Here is a 22,540-nt window from a genome sequence, read left to right as displayed (position 1 = left end):
CTGTCAGAGTGCTTGTCGTGGTGTCCGGAGGTCAGTCGGCGATGCGTACGGCGCCCGCGAACGGGCGGCGGGCGATGGACGCGATGCGTACGACGTCGCCGGTCTGCGGCGCGTGGACCATCATGCCGCCGCCGATGTAGATGCCGACGTGGTGCAGGTCACCATAGAAGAAGACCAGGTCGCCGGCGCGCAGCTCCTCCTTGGAGATGTGCCGTCCGGCCGTCCACTGGTCGCCGGTGTAGTGCGGCAGTGAGATGCCCACCCGCTGGTAGGCCGCCATCACGAGGCCGGAGCAGTCGTACGAGGTCGGCCCCTCGGCGCCCCAGACGTACGGCTTGAGCTGCTGCGTGAGCGCCCACCTGGCGGCCGTGGCGGCCTTGCCGGCGCCGATGACCGGCAGGTCGACCCGCGTGGCCCGGGTGCCGGGACGGCCCGCCTCGCCGATCGCCCGCTTGAAGAGACTGCTCTCGACCTTGGCGACGAGCTTGGTGATCTTGTCGCGTTTGGTGCCGAGGCCCTCGACGATCTTCTCGACCTCGTCGATGCGCGTCTTGGCGCTGGCCCTTGCCTGCTCGGCGGCCTGCCTGGCCGTGGTCACCTGGTTGACCTCGAAGCCCTGCTGCTGCTCCAGCGCGTAGGTGGTGGCCGCCCGGTCGAGGAAGCTCTCGGGGTCGTCGGAGGTGCCGAATGCCAGCGCCTGGCCGAAGCCGCCGTTGATGTAGGCGTTCTGGGCCAGCAGCGCGGCCTTGGCGCGCTTCGCGGCCAGATCGGCCTCACTGGTGGACAGCGTCTTCTTGGCCGCCTCAGCCGACTTCTTGGCTGTCTTGAGCTTCTCCCGCTGGCCGTTGAACTCCTCGCTCAGCGTCTCGATCTGGGTGTGGAGCTCCTCGGCCTGCTTGGACAGGTCCTTCAGCGAGGGCTTGGGATCGGCGACGGCGGAGCCGACGGGTACGGCGAAGAGGAGGGTGGCGATGGTCGCCGCGATGACACCCAACCGGGTGGGGATCTTCCGGAGCTCAGAAGGGCGGGCCTGAGCGCCCGCCGGCTTCGTCTCGCGATCGCGGGTCTGCTTCACCAACCAGCTCCTCTCATCGGCGCCTACCGGGTTAGCTGACGGGTTCGGGCCGGAGCAGCCCTACCGAACGACTCGCTCGGATTCACCCCATGGGTGGTGGCGTCGGGATGAGGTCGCCACCGGCGGGTCCCCGGCTCCCCTTACGGGGATTGGGCGCGTCTCCACGCTGGCTCGCGTGGGTGACATCGTCGCTGGACACTAGTGCACTCCGGGTTCGTGCTCAACCAGAACTGCCAAGTCTGTAGAGGTTTCACAACCGAAGGGTCACGAGGTGATCTCGTGCTTGCCGGTGCAGGACAAACTTTATGTCCTTTTTGCACCAAGTTCGTCAAGGCATGGAAGCCTGAGGGCCAAGGGATCCCTCATCGTGCTCGATCAACCACGAGATGTCATGAGATGGGAGAGACGTCAGAGTTACGGGGAGGCCGTAATCGGATCTGTACGCTGGAGACCCATGGAGCAGGTCGCCGAAGTGACAGTCCCGGACACGGAAGTCGTCGTCCGGCGTGCTCGCACGCCGGATGTCAGGACGATCCGTCTCCTGGTCGACACCTACGCGGGCGCCGGGCCCCGGCTTCTGGAGAAGGCCACCGTCACTCTGTACGAGGACGTGCAGGAGTTCTGGATCGCCGAGCGCGGCGGCCAAGTGGTCGGCTGTGGCGCGCTGCACGTGCTTTGGGAGGATCTCGCGGAGATTCGCACGGTGGCCGTTGATCCGGAGTTCCGAGGCTTCGGAATCGGGCACCGGATCGTCTCTTCCTTGATCAAAACGGCCCGGGAACTCGGCCTGCGCCGGGTTTTCTGTCTGACTTTTGAGGTGGATTTTTTCGCGAGGCATGGATTCCGCCCCGTACAGGGCACTCCGGTCTCACCCGAGGTCTATGCGGAGCTGCTGGCCTCGTACGACGAGGGTGTCGCCGAGTTCCTCGACCTCGAACACGTCAAGCCCAACACCCTGGGGAACACCCGCATGCTTCTCCACCTGACATCGGGTGACGCGGACCTTGACTAATGGGAAAGGTGATTGTTGATACCTATGTCGATACGTTGGGCAGCACAGGCATGTGTCCTGACACGTGCCACATGCGCACTCGAAGCGAGGTGACACGGTGAGCACCGGACAGCCGCCGTATCCACAGGACGAATCCGGCGAGAACTCTGCGCCTGGCGGATCTGAATACGGACATCACAACACGGGCCGTCCCTATGGCGAGCCCGACCCGGATGCGACGGTCGTTGGCTACCGGGCGGACGACGCCTACGGTCAGCAACCCAACTATGGGCAGCAGCAGCCGGGCTACGGCCAACAGCCGCAGTACGGTCAGCAGCAGCCGGGCTACGGCCAGCAGCCGCAGCAACCGCAGTACGGACAACAGCCGCAGTACGGTCAGCAGCCCGGCTACGGTCAGCAACCGGACTACGGCCAGCAGCCCGGCTACGGTCAGCAACCCGGATACGGTCAGCAGCAGGCTTCGGGTCAGCAACCCGAGTACGGCCAGCCCAACTACGGTCAGCAGCCGCAATCGCAACCCGGTTACGGTCAGCAACCGCAATCCCAGCCTGGATACGGCCAGCAGCCCGGTTACGGGCAGCAGCAGCCGTCCCAGCCGGGCTACGGGCAGCAGCAGCCGTCGCAACCCGGCTACGGCCAGCAGCAGTACGGCCAGCAGCCACCGTCGGGCCAGCAGCCCGGCTATGGCCAGCAGCCCAATTACGGCCAGCAGCCCGGTTACGGGCAGCAGCAGCCGTCCCAGCCGGGCTATGGCCAGCAGCAGCCGTCGCAACCCGGCTACGGCCAGCAGCAGTACGGCCAGCCGGACTACGGTCAGCAGCAGCAGTACGGCCAGCCCGGCTACGGTCAGCAGCCCCAGTACGGCCAGCAGCCCGGCTACGGGCAGCCGCAGCCGCACGGGGTCCAACCGCCCGGCGCCCCGGCCCCGCTCGCCGAGTGGTGGCAGCGGCTCGTGGCGAGGATCATCGACGGTGTCATCTTCGGCATCGCGAACTGGGTGATCGGTCTCGTTTTCGGGGCCATCCTGCTCGCCGGCTACAACTCCGCGACCGGCGTCACGACCGGCCTGATGGGCCCGACGCTCTACGGCATCGTGGTGGCCATCGTGATGACGGCGGTGTACGTCGCCTACGAGTTCTTCATGACCAAGATGAGCGGCCAGACGGTCGGCAAGATGGTCATGGGGATCAAGATCGTGCCCACGGGCACCATGCTGCCTCCGGGCGGCCTGCCTAACGACGTGGCGCTCAAGCGGGCCGGTGGCACCTGGGGTGGATACATCCTCGGCGTCATCCCGTTCGTCGGGTCGCTGCTCGGCGGGATCGTCGTCGCGCTGAACGGTGCCTCCCAGCTCTGGGACAAGCCGCTGCAGCAGACGTTCGCCGACAAGTTCAGCAACACGGTGGTTGTGAAGATCAAGTAGTCTTCGCGGACGCGAAACAGAGGCTGGCCAGCGGTCAGCCTCTGTTTTGTATGTGCGGGCGGCAGCAAAATGGGTAGCGGTCGGTTCGCCGAAGGGGCGAGGTGGGTTATGACCGGGTTGCCGCCGTGGAGTGACGCCGTCCCCGCGGAATGGTGGGAACGCCTGGCCGCCCGGCTCATTGAAGCCCTCGTCTTCGGTGTCTTCTATTACATTCTGTTCGTCGCGCTGTGGGGTGGCTTCCGAACTGTCGGGTTGCTGGAGGCGTTCGACAGCCGGTTGCCCGGCGTGTTCGCCTGGCTGCTCGGTGGGCTGGGATATACGGTCTATGACTGGGCCGCGCATTCCATGAGCGGCCGTACGTTCGGCAAGGCGATCATGAGGATTCGCCTCGAACCGAGCGGCCTTCGGCGCGGTGCTCTGCTGAAACGAGCCCTGGTCTATCCGGGAGCGGCGATGGTCATGGGCATTCCGGTGCTCAATGTGCTGGCCGGAATCTTCGTCTTCGGCGTCGGGATCCTCATCTTGATCGACAAGCCGCTGCAGCGTGGGCCGCACGACCGGCTCGCCGGAACGCGGGTGATCAAAGATCTCCGCTGACCCTTGTGGGCCTGGCGAGAAGTCTTTCCGCAAAATTTTCGCTTGATCCGGTAAGGAGCCTGGAGAGACTGGCATTAGGCTATGGGGCGTCCGGGTTGCCGGATGTTGGCGCACATGGCACATGGACGGCATCCATGTACCACTATGGTCGGGTGCGGGCGGTTGTCCACCTCGTGAGGCATGAGGGGCGCTCATGCCCAGGCCGCTTGTGGATAAAGCGCCCATCGAAACCCCCGTCCGCTGTGGAGGCGAGGACGAATGCAGGCCCTTACCGACGTATTGTCAGCGCTGATCCCACCGGTGGTGGTGGGCGCCGCCTTCATCTTTGGCGTAGTGAAGTTGGTCCGATCCGAGGCCGCCGGACGCCGTCCAAACCCCCAGGATCAGGCCGAGAACCACAACTGAGCCGCCGCTCAGCAGAATCTCTGTAGCGCTGAATTGTCTCCGCGCCTTTCCGGGTATATGTTTGCCCTGGCGAATGAAACAATGCTCCGCGAAAGGATTGCGTAGATGGCCAAGCAGATCCAGGAGATTCTCATCGATGACCTCGATGGGGGCGAGGCCAATGAGACGGTCAGCTTCGCTATTGACGGCTCCTCCTATGAGATTGACCTGAGCGACCTTAACGCCAAGAAGCTGAGGGACGCGCTCACGCCTTTCGTACAGCACGCTCGTCGGTCCGGTGCCGTGACCACGCGTCGGCGCGGTCGCGGCGGGCAGCGTGCGATGAGCCGCGAGAAGAGCTCGGAGATCCGGCAGTGGGCCAAGGCTCACGGTCTGCCGGTGAGCGAGCGTGGCCGAATCGCCTCTACCGTGGTGGAGAAGTACGAACAAGCTCACTAGAGAGCCATCTCCTGACCATGCGCTTATGCCGCTCGCCTAAGAACCCCGGCGAACGCCATAAGCGCATGATCATTTATAGCTGCTTCTCAAATGCTGGACGGTTCGTGACGGCGATCTTCTAATCGCCCATATGTGATCATTTTGGGCTGCCCGCTCGGTCGATTCCGGGCGGTTTTCTGGCATGGTGCGTTCCAGCCCCGGTGTGGGCTCCCCGGTGCGGCGACGCTCTGGATCGGTAACCGCGATGGCCCGGATCGGTAACCTCGCTGACCGGACCGGCGATTTCGTGGCCGCGTGTGCCGTGCCGGGATCGGGATTTCGCGGCCTGCCGGGTGCCGTGGCACGATCGAGATTCCGCGACCCGCGGGTGCCGTACCACGATCGATTGGCGGCGGGCGCGCTTCCTTACATAGGATGTTTGCGTATGGCTCACGGATCAGGCATGGGCGATGCGCGGGCGGGCTCTCTCCCCGGCACCGGCCGCAAGCCGATCCATGTTGATCTGCCGGCGCCGTGGCGACCAATTCCAGGCGCTTCACGGAAGCGTCCTAAACATCGTTCGCTTGCGGCGTATCGGGAACACGTAACCCCCGATCGGTAGTTGGATAGAGGGTGAACGCCCTGCTCCCGGGGAACGTCTCTGCTATAGAGCGTGTCAGTGGCAGTGGGCACGGTTCGCCGAGCCAGGGCTAGCATGCGGGATGACGGGACCGGATTTACCGGCCTGACTGACCGCTCTGTGAGGAGCGACGAGATGTTCGAGAGGTTCACCGACCGAGCAAGGCGGGTTGTCGTCTTGGCCCAAGAAGAGGCCAGGATGCTCAACCACAACTACATCGGCACTGAGCACATTCTTCTTGGTTTGATCCATGAAGGTGAGGGCGTAGCCGCCAAGGCTCTGGAGAGCCTGGGCATCAGCCTTGAAGGAGTGCGTCAGCAGGTCGAGGAGATCATCGGCCAGGGCCAGTCGGCTCCGTCGGGGCACATTCCGTTCACCCCGCGGGCCAAGAAGGTTCTTGAGCTGTCGCTCCGTGAGGCTTTGCAGCTGGGTCACAACTACATCGGCACCGAGCACATCCTGCTCGGGCTCATCCGTGAGGGTGAGGGTGTGGCCGCCCAGGTGCTGGTCAAGCTTGGAGCCGATCTCAACCGTGTCAGGCAGCAGGTCATCCAGTTGCTCCACGGTTACCAGGGCAAGGAGCCGGCCGCCGCGGGCGGCCCGCAGGAGTCGGCCCCGTCGACCTCCCTGGTGCTCGACCAGTTCGGCCGCAACCTGACCCAGGCCGCCCGCGAGGGCAAGCTGGATCCGGTCATCGGCCGTGAGAAGGAGATCGAGCGGGTCATGCAGGTCCTCTCCCGGAGGACCAAGAACAACCCGGTTCTGATCGGCGAGCCCGGCGTCGGCAAGACCGCCGTCGTCGAGGGCCTGTCACAGAAGATCGTCAGGGGCGAGGTGCCCGAGACGCTGAAGGACAAGCAGCTCTACACCCTTGACCTCGGCGCTCTGGTGGCGGGCTCGCGCTACCGCGGCGACTTCGAAGAGCGCCTGAAGAAGGTGCTCAAGGAGATCCGCACGCGCGGCGACATCATCCTGTTCATCGACGAGCTGCACACGCTCGTCGGCGCGGGCGCGGCCGAGGGCGCGATCGACGCCGCCAGCATCCTCAAGCCGATGCTGGCGCGTGGCGAGCTGCAGACCATCGGCGCCACGACCCTCGACGAATACCGCAAATACCTGGAGAAGGACGCCGCTCTGGAGCGGCGCTTCCAGCCGATCCAGGTGGCCGAGCCCTCGCTCAGCCACACGATCGAGATCCTCAAGGGTCTGCGCGACCGTTACGAGGCGCACCACCGGGTGTCCATCACCGATGGCGCGCTGGTGGCCGCCGCGCAGCTGGCCGATCGCTACATCAGCGACCGCTACCTGCCCGACAAGGCGATCGACCTCATCGACGAGGCCGGTTCGCGGATGCGCATCCGCCGGATGACCGCTCCGCCGGACCTGCGCGAATACGACGAGAAGATCGCCAACGTCCGCAGGGACAAGGAGTCCGCGATCGACGCGCAGGACTTCGAGAAGGCGGCCGCGCTCCGTGACCAGGAGAAGCAGCTCCAGCTCAAGCGCGAGCGGCGCGAGAAGGAGTGGAAGGCCGGCGACATGGACGTCGTGGCCGAGGTCACCGAGGAGCTCATCGCCGAGGTCCTGGCGACGGCCACCGGCATCCCGGTCTTCAAGCTGACCGAGGAGGAGTCGCAGCGCCTGCTCCGCATGGAGGAGGAGCTGCACAAGCGGATCATCGGCCAGGACGACGCCATCAAGGGCCTGTCCAGGTCGATCCGGCGCACCCGCGCCGGGCTGAAGGACCCGCGCCGTCCCGGTGGCTCGTTCATCTTCGCCGGCCCGTCTGGTGTCGGTAAGACCGAGCTGTCCAAGGCGCTGGCGGAGTTCCTCTTCGGTGACGAAGACGCTCTGATCAGCCTGGACATGTCGGAGTTCATGGAGAAGCACACCGTCTCCCGGCTGTTCGGCTCGCCTCCCGGCTACGTCGGCTACGAGGAGGGCGGCCAGCTCACCGAGAAGGTGCGGCGCAAGCCGTTCTCCGTGGTCCTGTTCGACGAGATCGAGAAGGCCCACCCCGACATCTTCAACTCGCTGCTGCAGATCCTGGAAGACGGTCGCCTGACCGACGCCCAGGGCCGGGTGGTCGACTTCAAGAACACGGTCATCATCATGACCACCAACCTCGGCACCCGCGACATCTCCAAGGGCATCGGGGTCGGGTTCGCCAAGTCCAACGACGCCGACTCCAACTACGAGCGGATGAAGGCCAAGGTCCAGGAGGAGCTCAAGCAGCACTTCCGGCCCGAGTTCCTCAACCGTGTCGACGACATCGTGGTCTTCCACCAGCTGACGCCGGCGGAGATCATCCTGATCGTGGACCTGATGCTCGCTCAGGTCGACGCCCGGATGAAGGACCGCGACATGGGGCTCGACGTCTCGCCCGAGGCCAAGCAGCTGCTGGCCGACCGTGGTTACGACCCGGTCATGGGTGCCCGGCCGCTGCGCCGGACCATCCAGCGCGAGCTCGAGGACTCGCTGTCGGAGAAGATCCTGTACGGCGAGCTCCGTCCGGGGCAGATCGTCAAGGTCACGATCGAGGGCGAAGGCGACAACGCGAAGTTCATCTTCACCGGTGAAGACGCGTCGTCCAGCCAGGTCCCCGACTCGGCCGCGGCGATCGCGGCGCCGATCAAGAACTGACGGCGCCCAAGTTCGACCTAGTAACCCCCGTGTGAGGGATCACACGGGGGTTACGTCGTTTCTGCGTCGTTGCCGAATTTTTGGAAACCTGGGTACACCGCCACCGGGAGTAGTACTACACTGCGTAGAGCAATGCCAAGTCTCGTCCAAGTCGTCCCCAAGGCGGCGTTTTCAGGATGAGGGCTGCTCCCTGGGGAGTACTAGGGAATCAACTCAGGGCGGACGCGTGCGCCCCCCGGCAGCAGGCATGCTCGACAGGTCCGCATGATCCCCAAAGCGGGCGACGGGAACGACCATGCAAGCCGTGGAGGATTAAATGCGTCTGCGTCACCAAGACGGAACGCTGGTGCACCTCGCCTACAACGCAGGCGTACACCCGGCGGAGGACCTGGAAAACCTGATCGCCCACCTGACCCGCTACGCGGTGCCGGTGCGCAAGCGGATCGGGGTGGAGCGCATGGGCGTCGGGCTGTGGCTCTCGCCCGGCGTGGCCGACCACCTGACCGCCGACCGCATCGAGCTCGTACGGCTGCGCAGGTCGCTGGAGGAGCGCGGTCTGGAGGTGGTGAGCCTCAACGGCACCGGCGGGCGCAACCTGGAGGTGCCCGGCCCCGACTGGGCCAAGCCGGAGCGCTACCGCTACACGATGGCGCTGGCCAAGATCCTCGCGTTCCTGCTGCCCGACGACGTACGCTTCGGCAGCATCTCCACCATCCCGATCGGCTGGCGCCACGACTGGCCCGCCGACCTGCACGCCATCGCCACCCGGCGGCTCGAACGACTGGCCAGGGAGCTGCGCGGCATCTACAGCGTCACCGGCAAGACCATCCGCGTCGGCTTCGAGCCCTGGCCCGGCTGCGTGCTGGAGACGACGGAGCAGGCGCTGGAGCGGGTGTGCGGGATCGACTCCGAACACCTGGGCGTCTGTCTCGACGCCTGCCACCTGGCCTGCGGCGACGAGGAGCCCGGCGCGGCACTGCGAGGGCTGGCCGCAGCGGGCGCGCCGGTGGTCAAGCTGGGGCACGTGCACAACCACACGGGGGATACGCCCAGCACGGGCGCGGTGCTGTACGACACGATGGCGGCGATGCTGTCGGGGGCCGTGAGCGGGAGCGCGCACATCGAGGTCGAGACGCACAACCTGGCGGTGCCGGGCCGCGCCAAGGGGCCGGGGGCGCTGGTGTCCCTGCTGGCCGAACAGCTCGACTGGGCCCGCACCAGCCTGACCGGCCTGGGCCTGCAACTCGCCGCGTAGCCCCGGCCGGGTGCCCGCCGACCTCGTGGGCCAGCTGTCCGAGGCGGCCGGGGCGACCGGTCAGGAGTGGGGCAGGCGGTAGGTGCCGTCGTCGAGGTGTTCGGCGAGGCCGTCCGTGATCAGGCCGTCCAGGGCGCGCTCCCGTTGCACCGGGTCGTCCCACACCACGTCGAGCGCCGCCTTGGGCACCGGGCCGTGGGCGGCTCGCAGTACGGCCAGCAGGCGGCCCCGGCACTGCCGGTCCGTCCCCGCGTACGTCTGGCCCTTGCGGGCCGGCCCGGCATGCGGTGGTTTGCCGGCCAGGCGCCACGCGCACAGCTGGGCGATCGGGCAGTCGGCGCAGCGCGGCGTGCGAGCCGTACAGACCAGGGCGCCGAGCTCCATGACGGCCACGCCCCAGCGGGCGGCGCCGAGTTCGGGCAGGAGAGTCTCGGCCAGGCGGCGCTCGGCGGCGGAGGTGGCCGTCGGCGGGTACTCCTCGGCCCGTACCGCCCTCGCGAACACCCGCCGGACGTTGGTGTCGAGGACCGCGTGCCGCCCGCCGTACGCGAAGCTGGCGACCGCGGCGGCGGTGTACTCGCCGATGCCGGGCAGTGCCAACAGGGTCGCGTGGTCTGACGGCACCTCGCCGTCGTGCTCCTCGGTGATCGCCTTCGCGCACGCGTGCAGCCGCAACGCCCGGCGCGGGTAGCCGAGCCTGCCCCAGTGGCGTACGGCCTCGCCGGGGAGCTCGGCCGCCAGGGCCTTCGGGGTGGGCCAGCGGTCCATCCACTCGTGCCAGATGGGCAGGACGCGGACGACCGGGGTCTGCTGCAGCATGATCTCGCTGACGAGCACACCCCAGGGTGTCGCGTCGGGGGTACGCCACGGGAGGTCTCGGGCGTTGTCCTCGTACCACTCCAGAACGGGGACGTGTAGGAGGTTCGGCTCAACCACGCGCCCTAGGCTATGCCGAGATGGCGACCAGCGGCGTGTCGTCACCCTCCGTGGCCAATGGATTACCATGCTGTGAGTATGGATCCGGATACGATGGGTGACGGCAGCGGAGACGTCTACTGGCGACGGCGCATGAGCGTGCTGGTAGCGGTTCTCGTCGTGGTGGCGGTTGTCGCTTGGGCGTGTTCCAGCGGGGGGAGTGGGCCGCAGCGTCCCTCCAGCGCGCAGACCTCCACGAGCGCGTCGCCGTCGACGGATCCACTGCTCGACGGCCTGCGCACCCTCACCATGGGCACGGCCACCCCCACGGTGTCGGTGTCGCCCACACCGAGCCCCAGCAAGGTCACGCTCACGCCCATGACCCGGCCCAAGCGGCCGGGCGAGCCCTGCGCTGAGGCCGACCTGGTGCTCAGCATGCAGGGCAAGCAGGACGTCTACCCGGCGGGCGCCCAGCCCAACTTCCTCATCAGCCTGGTCAACACCGGCCCCGTCATGTGCCTGGCCGACGTGGGTCCGCGCTCCATGGAGGTGCGCATCACCTCCGGGGAGGACCGGATCTGGTCGACCTCCGACTGTGTGAGCGGTGAGGCGACCGAGATCAAGCAGTTGCAGCGCGGTGTTCCGTGGGTGCGCTCGCTCGACTGGAATCGGCGCCGCTCCAGCAGCGACTGCCGTACGGACCCGCCGGCCGCCCTGCCGGGGACCTACGTGGCCGTGGTGCGCATGGGCAAGCTCAAAAGCCAGATGGGCGTCTTCCACCTCCGCTGAACAGGCCCACCGAGCATGGCGACCCTGTCAGACGTAGCGCTCCAGGATGGAGGATTCCGCGAGGCGGGAAAGCCCCTCGCGGACGCTGCGTGCCCGGGACTCGCCGACGCCGCCCACCGCCTGGAGGTCGTCGATGCTGGCCGCCAGCAGCTTCTGCAGCCCGCCGAAGTGGTTGACCAGCCGATCGACCACGGTGGCGGGCAGGCGGGGCACCTTGGCCAGGAGGCGGAACCCGCGCGGGCTGACCGGGCTGTCGAGCGTCTCGTCGCCGCTGTGTCCCAGCACGTGGGCGACCGTCGAGAGGTCGAGCAGCTCCTCGCCCGAGAGCTGGTCGAGGTCGTGCATGGCTTCCGCGAGGCGCCGGTGCCGGCGGCCGGCGGGGGCCGGGAGGTAGTCGCGGACGACCAGCTCGCGCTCGGAGTCGACGCCCGCCACCAGCTCGTCGAGCTGCAGTGACAGGAGCCGGCCGTCGGTGCCGAGCTCGACCACATAGCCCTTGATCTCGTCGGAGATGCGCCTGACCATCTCCAGGCGCTGGGCGACGGCGGCCACGTCACGGACCGTCACCAGGTCTTCGATCTCGAGGGCCGACAGCGTGCCGGAGACCTCGTCGAGGCGGTGCTTGTAACGTTCGAGCGTGGCGAGGGCCTGGTTGGCCTTGGACAGGATGGCCGCCGACTCCTCCAGCACGTAGCGGATGCCGTCGAGGTAGAGGGCGATGATCCGCATCGACTTGCTGATCGCGATGATCGGCAGGCCGGTCTGGCGGGCGACCCGCTGCGCGGTGCGGTGGCGGGTGCCCGACTCGTCGGTCGGGATGCCAGGGTCGGGCACCAGGTGCACGGCGGCGCGGACGATTCGCTGGCCGTTGCCCACCACGATCGCGCCGTCCATCTTGGCCAGCTCGCGCAGCCGCGTGGCGGAGAACTCGACGTCGAGCTCGAATCCGCCGCTGGACACCTCTTCGACCACTTTGTTGTAGCCGAGCACGATCAGGCCGCCGGTCTGACCGCGCAGGATCCGCTCCAAGCCGTCGCGCAGTGGTGTGCCCGGGGCCACAGAGGCCAGGGCTTCGCGACGGCGGTCGTCGAGACTCCTGTCGTTTGGCACCTGACCCCCGTGTCGAATAGTCAAGCCAAGCTTAGCCGCGCTATGTGACGTGCGTGAGTGCGTCCCAGACGTTCTCCACCTCGACCACCTCGAAGCCCGCCGCGAACGCCACCGGTCCGACGGGCACCAGTGACCGCTGCCCATCCCGCTGCCCACCGCGCCGGCTGGTGCCTTGGTCGAGGGAGCCGGCGGGCACCAGCCCGCGCTTGAACCCCAGCCTGGCGGCCTCGCTCAGCCGCCGCCGGACGTCCTTCACCGGGCGCAATTCGCCGGACAGCCCCACCTCGCCCATGGCCACCAGACCGGCCGGCAGCGGCTTGTCGCCGGCCGCGCTGGCCACTGCCAGCATCACCGACAGGTCGATGGCCGGGTCGGCCAGTTTGATGCCGCCGACGGTCGCGGTGAACACGTCGCAGCCCCCCAGCTTGGCGTTGAGCCGGCGTTCGAGCACGGCCAGGATCATCTGCACCCGATAGGTGTCGAGCCCCGAGGAGCTGCGTCTGGGCTGCTGCGCCTCGGTGCGGGCGACCAGGGCCTGCACCTCGGCGGGCAGCGGCCGGGTGCCCTCGACCGTGACCGTCACGCAGGTGCCCGGCACCGGCTGGCTGCGCCGCGAGACGAACAGCCCGCTCGGGTCGGTGATGCCCTCGATGCCGCGCTCGTGCAGGTCGAAGCAGCCGACCTCCTCGGTGGGGCCGAACCGGTTCTTGATCGCGCGGACCATCCGCAGCCGGGAGTGGCGGTCGCCCTCGAAGTTGAGCACGACGTCGACCAGGTGCTCAAGGGTGCGCGGACCGGCGATCGAGCCTTCCTTGGTGACGTGGCCGACGAGCACGGTGGCCATGTTGCGCTCCTTGGCCAGCCGTACGAGATTGGCGGCCACCTCCCGCACCTGCGTCACCCCGCCCGGCACGCCGGTGGCCTGCGCGGAGCCGACCGTCTGCACCGAGTCGACGACCAGCAGCTTGGGCTGGACCTTGTCGACGTGCGCGACCAGTGCCGACAGCTCGGTCTCCGCCGCGAGATAGAGGTGGTCGCGGATGGCGCCGATGCGGTCGGCCCGCAAGCGGACCTGGGCCGCCGACTCCTCGCCCGTGACGTACAGCACGGTGTCGCGCTCGGCGATCCGGGCGGCCGCCTCGAGCAGCAGCGTCGACTTGCCGATGCCGGGCTCGCCGGCCAGCAGCACCACCGCCCCCGGCACCAGCCCGCCGCCGAGCACCCGGTCGAGCTCGCTCACCCCGGTCGTGCGCGCGGCCGCCATCTCGGCCTTGACCTGGCCGATCGGTATCGCCGGCGCGGTCGTCGCGCCGGCCTGGACGACGTGCACCCCGGCGCGCGCGCCCTCTTCATCGACCGTGCCCCACGCCTGGCACTCGCCGCACCGGCCCACCCACTTCGTGGTGCGCCACCCGCACTCGGCGCAGCGGTATCCGGGCTTCTGCGCAGACTTGACCATGCGGAGCAGGCTAGCGGGCCGCGCCGACAATCTTCACGAGGTACGGGTGGTCATGCCGGCCTTCTTCATCACCAGGTGCGGGTCAGACCCGGCATTCTTCGTCGTCAAATATGGATGGTCAGGTCAGGCCCAGTTCAGCCTCGATCATGCGCTTCGGCTTGGCGCCGACGACCTGCTTGACCGGCTGCCCGTTCTCGAACAGCAGCATCGTGGGCAGCCCCATGACGCCGTAGCGGGCCGAGATCTCGGGGTTCTCGTCGCTGTTGAGCTTGCCGATGGTCAGACCGTGTTCGGCTTCGATCTCCGCGAGTACGGGGGCGACCATGCGGCATGGGCCGCACCATTCGGCCCAGAAGTCGACGAGCACCGGCTGGTCGCTCTTGAGCACCTTCTCCTCGAAGTTCGCGGTGGTCAGCTCGATCATTTCTCTCCTCTAAGAACGCAACCAGGGCACGCCGCGCCCAGCTGGGCGGCGACCTCGGCGCGGCGGGCGAGCAGCACGCGGATCTCGTCGTCGATCTGGGCCAGCTTGCGCTGGTAGACCGCGACCGACTCGCTGCAGGAGCCGCCAGTGCTGTGGCCGGAGCGCAGGCAGTCGACGAAGGGCCGCGTGTCCTCCAGCGTGAATCCCACGGACAGCAGCGCCCGGATCTCGGACACCAGCTTGATGTCCTCCTCCGCGTAGTCGCGGTAGCCGTTGGAACCGCGTCTGGCCGTGAGCAGCCCGTGCTCCTCGTAGTAGCGGAGTGATCGGGTGCTCACCCCGGTCCGTTCGGCCAGCTCTCCGATGCGCATGCCTCCACGGTAAACGTTCACACTGACGTCAATGTCAAGCGGTCTTGGTGCGGCGGCCCCCAAGTGGGTTCGTCACACGACCGTCTCGGTCCCTGTGGCGGTCCGTGGTGGTTGGTGTCCTTTTGGAGGGAACGGGGACCCGGCGGACGTTCGTGGACGCCGCACCAATCAGGCCGCACCGATCAGTACGAGCGCCAGCGCAGCACATTCGGGTAGGGCAGTTCGAGGCCGGGTGTCTCCGCGATCGCCTGGGCGGCCACCTCGGGGGTGAACTCGATGCGTAGCACCGCCTCCAGGTCGGCGCGGCGGGAGAAGGCCATCCGTAGGTCGAGTGGCTGTCGCTGCCACCCGTGGCGGTCCCAGAAGGACTCCACCGCCCTGGCGGAGTAGGTGGGCACCGTGCGCTGGAACCACCTGCCGAAGGCCCCACGGGTGGCGTCCAGGTCGATGACGAAGGCCGTGCCGCCCCGCCGTACGACCCTGGAGAGCTCCCGTAAGCCGGGCTCGCAGCCGGGGCCGAAGAAGTAGGCCCACCGCGCCACCGCGACGTCCACGGACGCGTCGGGCAGCGGCAGGGCCTGCGCGGTGGCGGCGTGGATCTCGATGGAGGGGAGCGCGGCGCAGCGGCGGCGGGCGAGCGCGACCAGGTCGCCGTGGGGCTCGACGCCGATCACCTTCGCCGCCTCGGCCGCGAAGGCCGGTAGGTGGTAGCCGGTGCCGCAGCCGATGTCGAGCACCGTGGCGCCGTCCCAGGAGCGCAGGGCGCGCATCGCCGCGTTGGCGGCGCCGTCAGGGTCGACGGCGCGATTCTCCAGCTCGTAGACCTGGGGAGAGTTCCAGATGTTGGGGCTGGGGATGGCGCCTTTGGCGATCCGTGGCATGGTCCAACCGTAGGGCTCGCGCGCCAGATCGGCGTCACCGGCTTAGGCTGGCAACGTGGCTGACGTCATCCGAGTGCCCAGTGCGAAGATCGCATTGTCCACCGCTTCGGTATATCCAGAACGCACCCCCGACGCGTTCGAGCTGGCCGCGCGCCTGGGTTACGACGGGGTCGAGATCATGGTCGGCGCCGATCCCGTGAGCCAGGACATCGACGTGATCGAGCGGCTCTCGGAGCATTACGAACTCCCCGTGCTGGCCATTCACGCCCCCTGCCTGCTCGTCACGCAGCGCGTCTGGGGTCGCGATCCCTGGGCCAAGCTGGTCAAGGCCCAGAAGGCGGCCGAACGATTGGGCGCCTCAACGGTCGTAGTGCATCCACCGTTCCGCTGGCAGCGCGAATACGCGCGCGACTTCGAGGCCGGGCTGGCCCGCATGCGTGAGGAGACCGGGGTCACGTTCGCGGTGGAGAACATGTTCCCGCTCAAGGCCAGGGGCAACGACGTGGTCCCCTACTCGCCCGACTGGAACCCGACCGACTACGACTTCCCGCACGTCACGCTCGACCTGTCGCACACGGCCGTCTCGGGCACCGACGCCATGGAGATGGCCACCAAGCTCGGCGACCGTCTCGCGCATCTGCACCTGGCCGACGGCCTCGGCGTGACGAACAAGGACGAGCACCTCGTACCCGGCAGGGGCAACCAGCCGTGCGCGCCCATGCTGGAACGGCTGGCCAAGTCCGGCTACGGCGGCCTGGTCGTGCTGGAGATCAACACCCGCAAGGCGGCCAGCCGTACGGAGCGGATCGACGATCTGGCCGAGGCCCTCGCCTTCGCCCGCCTCTACCTGGCGGCCGCCCGATGAGCGTCGGACCGATGAGGAAACTGGGCAAGGTGTTCGACAGCGTCGCGGACGCCTACGACGCGGCCCGGCCGACGTACCCGGACGAGATGTACCACGCGCTGTCGGAGGTGTCCGGTGTCGAGTTCGCCGGCGCGACGGCGGTCGACGTGGGCGCCGGCACCGGCATCCTGACGCGCGCGCTGCGGGCCCGCGGCTCACGGGTGATCGCGGTGGACGCGGGCGCGGCGATGCTGGCCCGCCTGCACTCGAAGGTCGAGGACGGCGGCACGGTCGCGGTGCTGGCCGACGGCAACGCGCTGCCGCTGACGGACGGGGTGGCCGATCTGGTCACGTACGCCCAGTCCTGGCACTGGCTCGACCCGGTGATCTCGATCGCCGAGGCCAGGCGGGTGCTGCGGCCCGAGGGGGCCATCGTGGGCTGCTGGAACTTCGCCCACGCCGCCCAGGCCGACTGGCTGGCCGCCTACGAGGTACGGCTGGCGGAGGCGTGCCCGACCTACTGGGGCCAGGCGCTGGAGGAGTGGTCGGTGCCGCCCATCGCCGCCGCCCTGGACGTGGTCGAGGAGCGCTGGATCGCCTGGACCAGGCTGATCGGCATCGAGGACTTCCTGCTGGATCTCCGCTCGCATTCCTACATGGCGGCGCTGTCCCCGGAGGCCGCCGACGAGCTCGTCGCACGCCAGCGGACGGAGCTGCGCAAGGTCTTCCCCGAGGGCGTCATGCACGTGCCGATGCGTGTCTACCTGGTGGTTGGCAGGTGAGCACCGAGCCTACAAAGCGCCGACCGGGTCGGCGGCCGGGGGCGGCGGATACGCGGGGGGAGATTCTCGCCGCGGCCCGGCGGGTCTTCGCCGAGAAGGGGTTCGACAAGGCGACCGTGCGCGGCATCGCCAGGGAGGCCAAGGTCGATCCCGCCCTGGTGCACCACTATTTCGACACCAAGGAAGGCATGTTCGCGGCGGCGATGCGGCTGCCGGTCAGTCCCGAACAGGTCGTGCCGCTGCTGCTCGACGGCCCGCGCGAGGAGATCGGGGAGCGGCTCGTCCGGCTGCTCCTGACGGTGACGGCTCAGCCTGAGACGCGTGAGCCGATGATCGCGCTGATCCGGTCGGCGATGACGAACCAGCAGGCCGAGATGATGTTCCGGGAATTCATCACCAACGCCCTGCTCTTCCGCGTCGCCGACCGGCTCGAGGTGCCGCCCTTGCGGATCGAGGCCGCCTTCGGGCAGATCTTCGGCGTCGTCATGGGCCGTTACGTGCTCAAGCTGGAGCCGCTGGCGAGCGCCGATCCCGAGGAACTGGTCGAACTGCTGGCCCCGACGATACAGCGCTACTTGACGGGGTAGAGCATTGTTCTGGGCGCGCCACCGGTCATAAGGTTACTAGTCAGTAGGATTCCGGAAGTGCCTGGCCGGTGACGTAACCGTACGCTGGCAGCCAACATCGTCAGTGGGAGGTCCCGTGCTCTGGGTGGCCATCATCGGGCTCGTCATGACCGTCCTGGCGGTCGCCGTGGCGGGCCGCAGGACACTGTTCCTGTACAAACTCGCCACAGTGGGTCCGCCCGCGCCCGAACGGATCGAGTACGCGAAGACGCACGCGGCCGATGAGCTGAAGACTCAGCTGGTGGAGGTGTTCGGGCAGAAGAAGCTGCTCAAGTGGACGCCGTCCGGCGTCGCGCACTTCTTCGTGATGTGGGCGTTCTTCATCTTGCTGACCGTCTACATCGAGGCGTACGGCGCCATCATCCAGGGCGCGATCACCGGTGAGCCCGACTTCCACATCCCGCTCATCGGCACCTGGGCGGTGCTCGGGTTCCTGCAGGACTTCATCGCGGTGGCCTGCCTGCTCGGCCTGATCACCTTCGCCGCCATCCGGATCAAGAACTCTCCCAAGACGCTCGGCCGCAAATCCCGCTTCTCCGGCTCCCACCTCGGGGGCGCCTGGCTCGTCCTGTTCATGATCTTCAACATCATCTGGACGCTGTTCCTGGCCCGTGGCGCGGCGGCGGCAAATGGCAACTTCCCCTACTCCTCGGGCGCCTTCGCGTCGCTGGCCCTGGGCAAGATCCTGCCGGCCAGCTCCGTGCTGGAGGAGATCGCGCTGCTGCTGCACATCGGCTTCATGCTGGTGTTCCTGGTCATCGTGGTGCACAGCAAGCACCTGCACATCTTCACGGCGCCGCTGAACGTGCTGTTCTCCCGCCGCCCCGACGGCCTGGGCGGCGCGCCCGAGCTGCGCGTCGACGGCAAGCCCGTGGACTTCGAGGACGAGGACTTGGATCCGGAGCGGCTCGGCCGGGGCAAGATCGGCGACACCACCTGGAAGGGCTTCCTCGACTTCTACAGCTGCACCGAGTGCGGTCGCTGCCAGTCGCAGTGCCCCGCGTGGAACACCGACAAGCCGCTGTCGCCGAAGATGCTCATCCTCGACCAGCGCGACCACGCCTTCAAGGTGGCCCCCTACCTGATGGCCGCCTCCACCGAGCACGCCGACACCGACGTACTGGCGCTGCTGAACAAGCCGCTGGTCGGCGAGGAGGGCGTGATTCACCCTGACGTCCTGTGGTCCTGTACGAACTGTGGCGCCTGCGTCGAGCAGTGCCCGGTCGACATCGAGCACATCGACCACATCCTCGACATGCGCCGCTACCAGGTGATGGTGGAGTCGTCGTTCCCGTCTGAGGCGGGGGTGATGGTCAAGAACCTGGAGAACAAGGGCAACCCCTGGGGCATGTCCGAGATGAAGCGGGCCGACTGGATCTCCGAATTGGACTTCGAGGTCGAGCTGGTCGAGGACAAGATGCCCGAGGACGCCGAATACCTGTTCTGGGTCGGCTGCGCGGGCGCCCTCGAAGACCGGGCCAAGAAGACCACCAAGGCCGTCGCGGAGCTGCTGCACATCGCGGGCGTGAAGTTCGCCGTGCTCGGCCCGATGGAGGCGTGCACCGGCGACCCGGCCCGCCGCCTGGGCATGGAATACCTGTTCAACATGCTCGCCCAGCAGAACATCGAGACGCTCAACGAGGCGGGCGTCAAGAAGATCGTCGCCACCTGCCCCCACTGCTTCAACACCCTGGCCAACGAATATCCGCAGCTCGGCGGCACCTACGAGGTCGTACACCACACGCAACTGCTGGCCAAGCTGGTCGACGAGGGCCTGCTCACCCCGATCACGCCGATCGAGGAGAAGATCACCTACCACGACCCGTGCTTCCTCGGCCGTCACAACAAGGTCTACTCCCAGCCCCGCGACATCATGTCGAAGGTGCCCGGTGTTCAGACCCAGGAGATGCACCGGCACAAGGACCGCGGTTTCTGCTGCGGCGCCGGCGGTGCCCGGATGTGGATGGAAGAGCGCATCGGCAAGCGCATCAACACCGAGCGGGTCGACGAGGCGCTGACCACGAATCCTGACACCGTCTCCACCGCCTGCCCGTTCTGCATGGTGATGCTCGGCGACGCCATCAACGAGAAGAAGAACACCGGCGAGGCGAAGGAGTCCCTCGAGGTCGTGGACGTGGCCCAGCTCCTGATCAAATCGGTTAAAAGCGGCTCCTGACGGGGGAATGTCGGACTCCTCTACAGCGCTTGTAGAGGAGTTCCGCACGTCAGGGGGCCCAAGTGGCGGAAAACTGCCATCCACATAACGGGAAAATCACGGTAACCTCAACGACGCATGGCTTCATTCGACGGGGAGGGGGCTCGTGATGCGCGTCGTCGTCACAGACGCGGAAGTCACGCTCGCCGACGTGCTCTCCCTGCGACTCGCGATCGAGGAGCCGCTGAGAGAAGGCACAGAGCTCGTGCTCAGGCACCGTACGACGGGGGTCGAGCGGGACGTGTTGCTCGGTACGCCGGGGGCCAGGACGCGGGAGGCCAGCCTGGCGGTGTCGCTGGCGCCGCTGATGCTCAGTCCCGGCCGCTGGGACGCCTATCTGCGCCGCGACGGCAAACGTTCGCGGCTGCGCAGTATCGATCCGGGCTTCTCGCTCGACCACCTCGACGCCTACGCCCTGTGCAAGCGGACTCTCGCCTATCGCTCCTATCGCACCCGTAACGGGTTCCTGGCGCTGAAGGTCGCCGACGCCGAGCCGGCGGCGGAGGTGCGCTCGATCTGGTTCAGGGAGGGCCGGTTCGAGGTGATGGGCCTGCTCGCCTACACCGGCCTGGAGAACGACGACTCGCGCCACGAGGCCAGGCTGGCGCTCCAGCGCGAGCAGCCCGCCGGTACGACCATCCGCACGGCGGCCACCGTGCAGGGGGTGCGCTTCCACGCCGCGTTCTCCCTGGTCGACGTCGTCGAGGCCGATCCGGAGTCCTCGGGCGTCTGGGAGCCGTCGCTGGAGGTCGAAGGGGTGCCGACGCCCATGGCCCTGGGTGCCCGGCTCGATGACATCGACGGCAAGCGCCGCCGGCTGCACTACCCGTCCGCCAAGGTCGACGGGGTGGCCGTCCGACCCGCCTACACCGCCGAGGACGAGTTGCGGATCGAGGTGGGCCGGTGAAGGTCAGCATCGTCGTCTCGTCCGCGTACTCCATGCGCGGCGAGGTGCGCTCCACCCTCAACCTCGCCACCGCCCTTGCCGACCGCCAGCACGATGTCGAGGTGATCAGCCTCAGGCGGCACAAGGACAAGCCGTTCTTCCCCGTCAGCCCGAAGGTGGCTCTGCGCCCCGTGGTCGACGTCCGGCCCGGCGTCAGGCACCTGCTGCCAAGGGGGCAGGTACGCACCGAGGTGGCGCTCTGGCGGGTGCTGCGCGGCCTCAAGACCGATGTCCTCATCACCACCAGGCCGGGGTTGAGCGTCCAGGCGGCCAGACACGCGCCACGGGAGACGCTCAAGCTCGCCCGGGAGTGGACGAACCCGGCGATACCCGGACCCGTCAAACGCTTCTATCCGCGTCTCGACGCGGTCGTCACGGCCACGGAGAGCGCGCAGGAGGAATGGGGCAGCCTGCTGGGCGAGGGGACGCCCGTACACGCCGTGCCGGACGCCCTGCCCGACGGCCCGTGGCCGCGCTCGCGGATGGACAACCGCATCGTCGCGGCGGGCGGCAGCTGGGAGCCCGTCAAGGCGTACGACAGGCTGATCCGGGCGTTCGCCACCATCGCCGACAAGCGGCCGGACTGGCAGCTGCGACTGTACGGCGGCGGCCCCGAGGAGCGGCGGCTGCGCGCTCTCGTCCGCGAGCTCGACCTGCACAACCACGTCTACTTCATGGGCGTCACGCCGGACCTGGCGGGCGAGTTCGCCAAGGCGTCGATCGTGGCCAACACCTCGAGCACCGCCGATCTCGGCATGACCGTGCTGGAGGCCATGGGCTGCGGGGTGCCGGTGGTGGCCTTCGACGGCGCCAGGGGGCCGAACGAGTTCGTGGCCACCGGCTACAACGGGGTGCTGGTGCCGGCGGCCGACGGCGGGCTGGAGATGTTCGCGGCCGCGCTGCTCGCGCTGATCGACGACGAGCGCCGGCGCCGCTCGCTCGCGGCGGGCGCGCTGGAGACGGCCATCCGGCACGAGGCGACCGGAGTGGGCGAACAGTGGGAGAAACTGATCAGTGACCTCCGCTGAGTGATTCCGCTTCCGGGTACCTTAGGAGCATGCATGGGTACAGCGGAGACAAGCAGGCATATCTGACGCGGCTCAGGCGCATCGAAGGGCAGATCAGGGGCCTGCAGCGGATGGTCGACGATGATGCCTACTGCATCGATGTGCTGACCCAGGTGTCCGCGGCGACGCGGGCGTTGCAGGCGGTGGCTCTCGGGCTGCTTGAGGAGCACATCTCGCACTGCGTGGCCGACGCCATCAACACCGGCGGGCCCGAGGCGGAGGCGAAGGTCAAAGAGGCGTCAGCGGCGATCGCGCGTCTCGTCCGTTCGTAGGAGATGGCGGGCTCAACTGACTAGTCATGTTGTGCCGTGGTTAACCATCCCCAAAAACGACCGTCCCGGACCCCACGGGATCCGGGACTAGGTCATTAGTGATGGTCTTCAGCGGCTCGCCGAAGTCCGCAATCCGAGCGCGTCGTCGAGCTCGTCCAAGGTCAGCCGCCGCTCGCTGATAGCGACGGCGGTGAGCACCTCGGCGTAGAGCGCAATCTCGTCCAACGCGACACGGTCGTGGACCCGAGAGTCCAGGTCGTCGTGCCCCACCGCGTCGTCCTTCCTTCCGCAGCCCACACCCTCTACGAGGTTACGGCGGGGGCCCTTCCGGCGACATGGCCCATCGGAGTCATTCCTTTCAACGCCACCTGA

21 protein-coding genes, 1 pseudogene and 1 riboswitch are annotated in these 22,540 nt (G+C 67.8%); of the genes and pseudogenes, 14 read left to right on the top strand and 8 right to left on the bottom strand.

Features of this window, described 5'->3' with window-relative positions; all coding sequences use genetic code 11:
* Positions 1–31 precede the first annotated feature (31 nt).
* Complete coding sequence (locus AB0B64_RS10135; protein ID WP_358176185.1) at positions 32–1,075, bottom strand: C40 family peptidase; 1,044 nt, start codon at positions 1,073–1,075, stop codon at positions 32–34.
* 5 nt (positions 1,076–1,080) lie between these two features.
* Positions 1,081–1,241, bottom strand: a riboswitch (cyclic di-AMP (ydaO/yuaA leader).
* Between the two features lie 288 nt (positions 1,242–1,529).
* On the opposite strand from AB0B64_RS10135, the gene AB0B64_RS10130 reads away from it, so the two are divergent.
* Entirely contained in the window at positions 1,530–2,087 is a 558-nt protein-coding gene (locus AB0B64_RS10130; protein ID WP_357653942.1) for an amino-acid N-acetyltransferase, read from the top strand.
* A gap of 22 nt (positions 2,088–2,109) precedes the next feature.
* On the opposite strand, the gene AB0B64_RS10125 is transcribed toward AB0B64_RS10130, so the two are convergent.
* Positions 2,110–2,994, bottom strand: a complete 885-nt coding sequence (locus AB0B64_RS10125) for a hypothetical protein (protein WP_357939766.1) — start codon at positions 2,992–2,994, stop codon at positions 2,110–2,112.
* A 36-nt stretch (positions 2,995–3,030) separates the two neighbouring features.
* Between AB0B64_RS10125 and AB0B64_RS10120 the strand changes: the two are divergent.
* From AB0B64_RS10120 to AB0B64_RS10100, 5 genes and pseudogenes are all read left to right on the top strand, one after another.
* Positions 3,031–3,510, top strand: a pseudogene (locus tag AB0B64_RS10120) (RDD family protein); the annotation flags it as partial.
* 108 nt (positions 3,511–3,618) lie between these two features.
* The gene (locus AB0B64_RS10115) at positions 3,619–4,107 is read left to right on the top strand and encodes an RDD family protein (protein WP_357938812.1); all 489 of its coding nucleotides are present in this window, start codon (positions 3,619–3,621) and stop codon (positions 4,105–4,107) included.
* A gap of 510 nt (positions 4,108–4,617) precedes the next feature.
* Positions 4,618–4,950, top strand: a complete 333-nt coding sequence (locus tag AB0B64_RS10110) for an Lsr2 family protein (protein ID WP_357653944.1) — start codon at positions 4,618–4,620, stop codon at positions 4,948–4,950.
* A gap of 754 nt (positions 4,951–5,704) precedes the next feature.
* Positions 5,705–8,212: an ATP-dependent Clp protease ATP-binding subunit gene (locus AB0B64_RS10105; protein WP_357938814.1), complete on the top strand. Its 2,508-nt coding sequence runs from the start codon at positions 5,705–5,707 to the stop codon at positions 8,210–8,212.
* A 316-nt stretch (positions 8,213–8,528) separates the two neighbouring features.
* Entirely contained in the window at positions 8,529–9,467 is a 939-nt protein-coding gene (locus AB0B64_RS10100) for a TIM barrel protein (RefSeq protein WP_357938816.1), read from the top strand.
* A gap of 60 nt (positions 9,468–9,527) precedes the next feature.
* Here the strand turns inward: AB0B64_RS10100 and AB0B64_RS10095 are convergent, their stop codons facing one another.
* On the bottom strand, positions 9,528–10,403 hold the full coding sequence (locus AB0B64_RS10095) for an A/G-specific adenine glycosylase (RefSeq protein ID WP_357938818.1): 876 nt from the start codon (positions 10,401–10,403) through the stop codon (positions 9,528–9,530).
* Between the two features lie 78 nt (positions 10,404–10,481).
* On the opposite strand from AB0B64_RS10095, the gene AB0B64_RS10090 reads away from it, so the two are divergent.
* Complete coding sequence (locus AB0B64_RS10090) at positions 10,482–11,171, top strand: hypothetical protein (protein ID WP_357938820.1); 690 nt, start codon at positions 10,482–10,484, stop codon at positions 11,169–11,171.
* Between the two features lie 27 nt (positions 11,172–11,198).
* Here AB0B64_RS10090 and disA read toward each other — a convergent pair whose 3' ends face one another.
* From disA to AB0B64_RS10065, 5 genes are all read right to left on the bottom strand, one after another.
* Positions 11,199–12,281, bottom strand: a complete 1,083-nt coding sequence (gene disA / locus AB0B64_RS10085) for a DNA integrity scanning diadenylate cyclase DisA (protein ID WP_357938822.1) — start codon at positions 12,279–12,281, stop codon at positions 11,199–11,201.
* 40 nt (positions 12,282–12,321) lie between these two features.
* Positions 12,322–13,740: a DNA repair protein RadA gene (gene radA / locus AB0B64_RS10080; RefSeq protein ID WP_358176182.1), complete on the bottom strand. Its 1,419-nt coding sequence runs from the start codon at positions 13,738–13,740 to the stop codon at positions 12,322–12,324.
* 118 nt (positions 13,741–13,858) lie between these two features.
* The gene (trxA, locus tag AB0B64_RS10075; RefSeq protein ID WP_357938826.1) at positions 13,859–14,164 is read right to left on the bottom strand and encodes a thioredoxin; all 306 of its coding nucleotides are present in this window, start codon (positions 14,162–14,164) and stop codon (positions 13,859–13,861) included.
* Positions 14,161–14,535: a MerR family transcriptional regulator gene (locus AB0B64_RS10070; protein WP_357938828.1), complete on the bottom strand. Its 375-nt coding sequence runs from the start codon at positions 14,533–14,535 to the stop codon at positions 14,161–14,163. Before AB0B64_RS10070 ends, trxA begins: the two co-directional genes overlap by 4 nt.
* 182 nt (positions 14,536–14,717) lie before the next feature.
* On the bottom strand, positions 14,718–15,416 hold the full coding sequence (locus AB0B64_RS10065; protein WP_358176179.1) for a class I SAM-dependent methyltransferase: 699 nt from the start codon (positions 15,414–15,416) through the stop codon (positions 14,718–14,720).
* A gap of 55 nt (positions 15,417–15,471) precedes the next feature.
* Here AB0B64_RS10065 and AB0B64_RS10060 point away from each other — a divergent pair, with 55 nt between their 5' ends.
* From AB0B64_RS10060 to AB0B64_RS10030, 7 genes are all read left to right on the top strand, one after another.
* Positions 15,472–16,281: a sugar phosphate isomerase/epimerase gene (locus tag AB0B64_RS10060; protein ID WP_357938832.1), complete on the top strand. Its 810-nt coding sequence runs from the start codon at positions 15,472–15,474 to the stop codon at positions 16,279–16,281.
* 11 nt (positions 16,282–16,292) lie between these two features.
* Entirely contained in the window at positions 16,293–17,042 is a 750-nt protein-coding gene (locus AB0B64_RS10055) for a class I SAM-dependent methyltransferase (RefSeq protein ID WP_357938834.1), read from the top strand.
* Positions 17,039–17,629: a TetR family transcriptional regulator gene (locus AB0B64_RS10050; protein WP_357938836.1), complete on the top strand. Its 591-nt coding sequence runs from the start codon at positions 17,039–17,041 to the stop codon at positions 17,627–17,629. The genes AB0B64_RS10055 and AB0B64_RS10050 overlap by 4 nt, the downstream gene beginning before the upstream one ends.
* A 115-nt stretch (positions 17,630–17,744) precedes the next feature.
* Positions 17,745–19,844, top strand: coding sequence for a (Fe-S)-binding protein (locus tag AB0B64_RS10045; protein ID WP_357938838.1), 2,100 nt, complete (start codon positions 17,745–17,747; stop codon positions 19,842–19,844).
* 148 nt (positions 19,845–19,992) lie between these two features.
* On the top strand, positions 19,993–20,790 hold the full coding sequence (locus AB0B64_RS10040; RefSeq protein WP_358176176.1) for a hypothetical protein: 798 nt from the start codon (positions 19,993–19,995) through the stop codon (positions 20,788–20,790).
* The gene (locus AB0B64_RS10035; RefSeq protein WP_357938842.1) at positions 20,787–21,857 is read left to right on the top strand and encodes a glycosyltransferase; all 1,071 of its coding nucleotides are present in this window, start codon (positions 20,787–20,789) and stop codon (positions 21,855–21,857) included. Before AB0B64_RS10040 ends, AB0B64_RS10035 begins: the two co-directional genes overlap by 4 nt.
* Positions 21,858–21,886: 29 nt before the next feature.
* Positions 21,887–22,168 carry a metal-sensitive transcriptional regulator gene (locus AB0B64_RS10030; protein ID WP_080044376.1) on the top strand — a complete coding sequence of 94 codons (282 nt, stop codon included), beginning with the start codon at positions 21,887–21,889 and terminating at the stop codon, positions 22,166–22,168.
* Positions 22,169–22,540: the final 372 nt, after the last annotated feature.

The organism is Nonomuraea sp. NPDC049129, from assembly GCF_040648495.1.
Taxonomy (GTDB): Bacteria; Actinomycetota; Actinomycetes; order Streptosporangiales; family Streptosporangiaceae; genus Nonomuraea.
This window is presented reverse-complemented; position numbering and strand designations above follow the sequence as displayed.

Excerpts from the sequence above, each read along its gene's own strand:
- AB0B64_RS10130 (WP_357653942.1), top strand. The coding sequence starts at position 1,530 with ATGGAGCAGGTCGCCGAAGTGACAGTCCCGGACACGGAAGTCGTCGTC.
- AB0B64_RS10115 (WP_357938812.1), top strand. The coding sequence starts at position 3,619 with ATGACCGGGTTGCCGCCGTGGAGTGACGCCGTCCCCGCGGAATGGTGG.
- AB0B64_RS10110 (WP_357653944.1), top strand. The coding sequence starts at position 4,618 with ATGGCCAAGCAGATCCAGGAGATTCTCATCGATGACCTCGATGGGGGC.
- AB0B64_RS10105 (WP_357938814.1), top strand. The coding sequence starts at position 5,705 with ATGTTCGAGAGGTTCACCGACCGAGCAAGGCGGGTTGTCGTCTTGGCC.
- AB0B64_RS10100 (WP_357938816.1), top strand. The coding sequence starts at position 8,529 with ATGCGTCTGCGTCACCAAGACGGAACGCTGGTGCACCTCGCCTACAAC.
- AB0B64_RS10090 (WP_357938820.1), top strand. The coding sequence starts at position 10,482 with ATGGATCCGGATACGATGGGTGACGGCAGCGGAGACGTCTACTGGCGA.
- radA (WP_358176182.1), bottom strand. The coding sequence starts at position 13,740 with ATGGTCAAGTCTGCGCAGAAGCCCGGATACCGCTGCGCCGAGTGCGGG.
- trxA (WP_357938826.1), bottom strand. The coding sequence starts at position 14,164 with ATGATCGAGCTGACCACCGCGAACTTCGAGGAGAAGGTGCTCAAGAGC.
- AB0B64_RS10070 (WP_357938828.1), bottom strand. The coding sequence starts at position 14,535 with ATGCGCATCGGAGAGCTGGCCGAACGGACCGGGGTGAGCACCCGATCA.
- AB0B64_RS10065 (WP_358176179.1), bottom strand. The coding sequence starts at position 15,416 with ATGCCACGGATCGCCAAAGGCGCCATCCCCAGCCCCAACATCTGGAAC.
- AB0B64_RS10055 (WP_357938834.1), top strand. The coding sequence starts at position 16,293 with ATGAGGAAACTGGGCAAGGTGTTCGACAGCGTCGCGGACGCCTACGAC.
- AB0B64_RS10040 (WP_358176176.1), top strand. The coding sequence starts at position 19,993 with ATGCGCGTCGTCGTCACAGACGCGGAAGTCACGCTCGCCGACGTGCTC.
- AB0B64_RS10030 (WP_080044376.1), top strand. The coding sequence starts at position 21,887 with ATGCATGGGTACAGCGGAGACAAGCAGGCATATCTGACGCGGCTCAGG.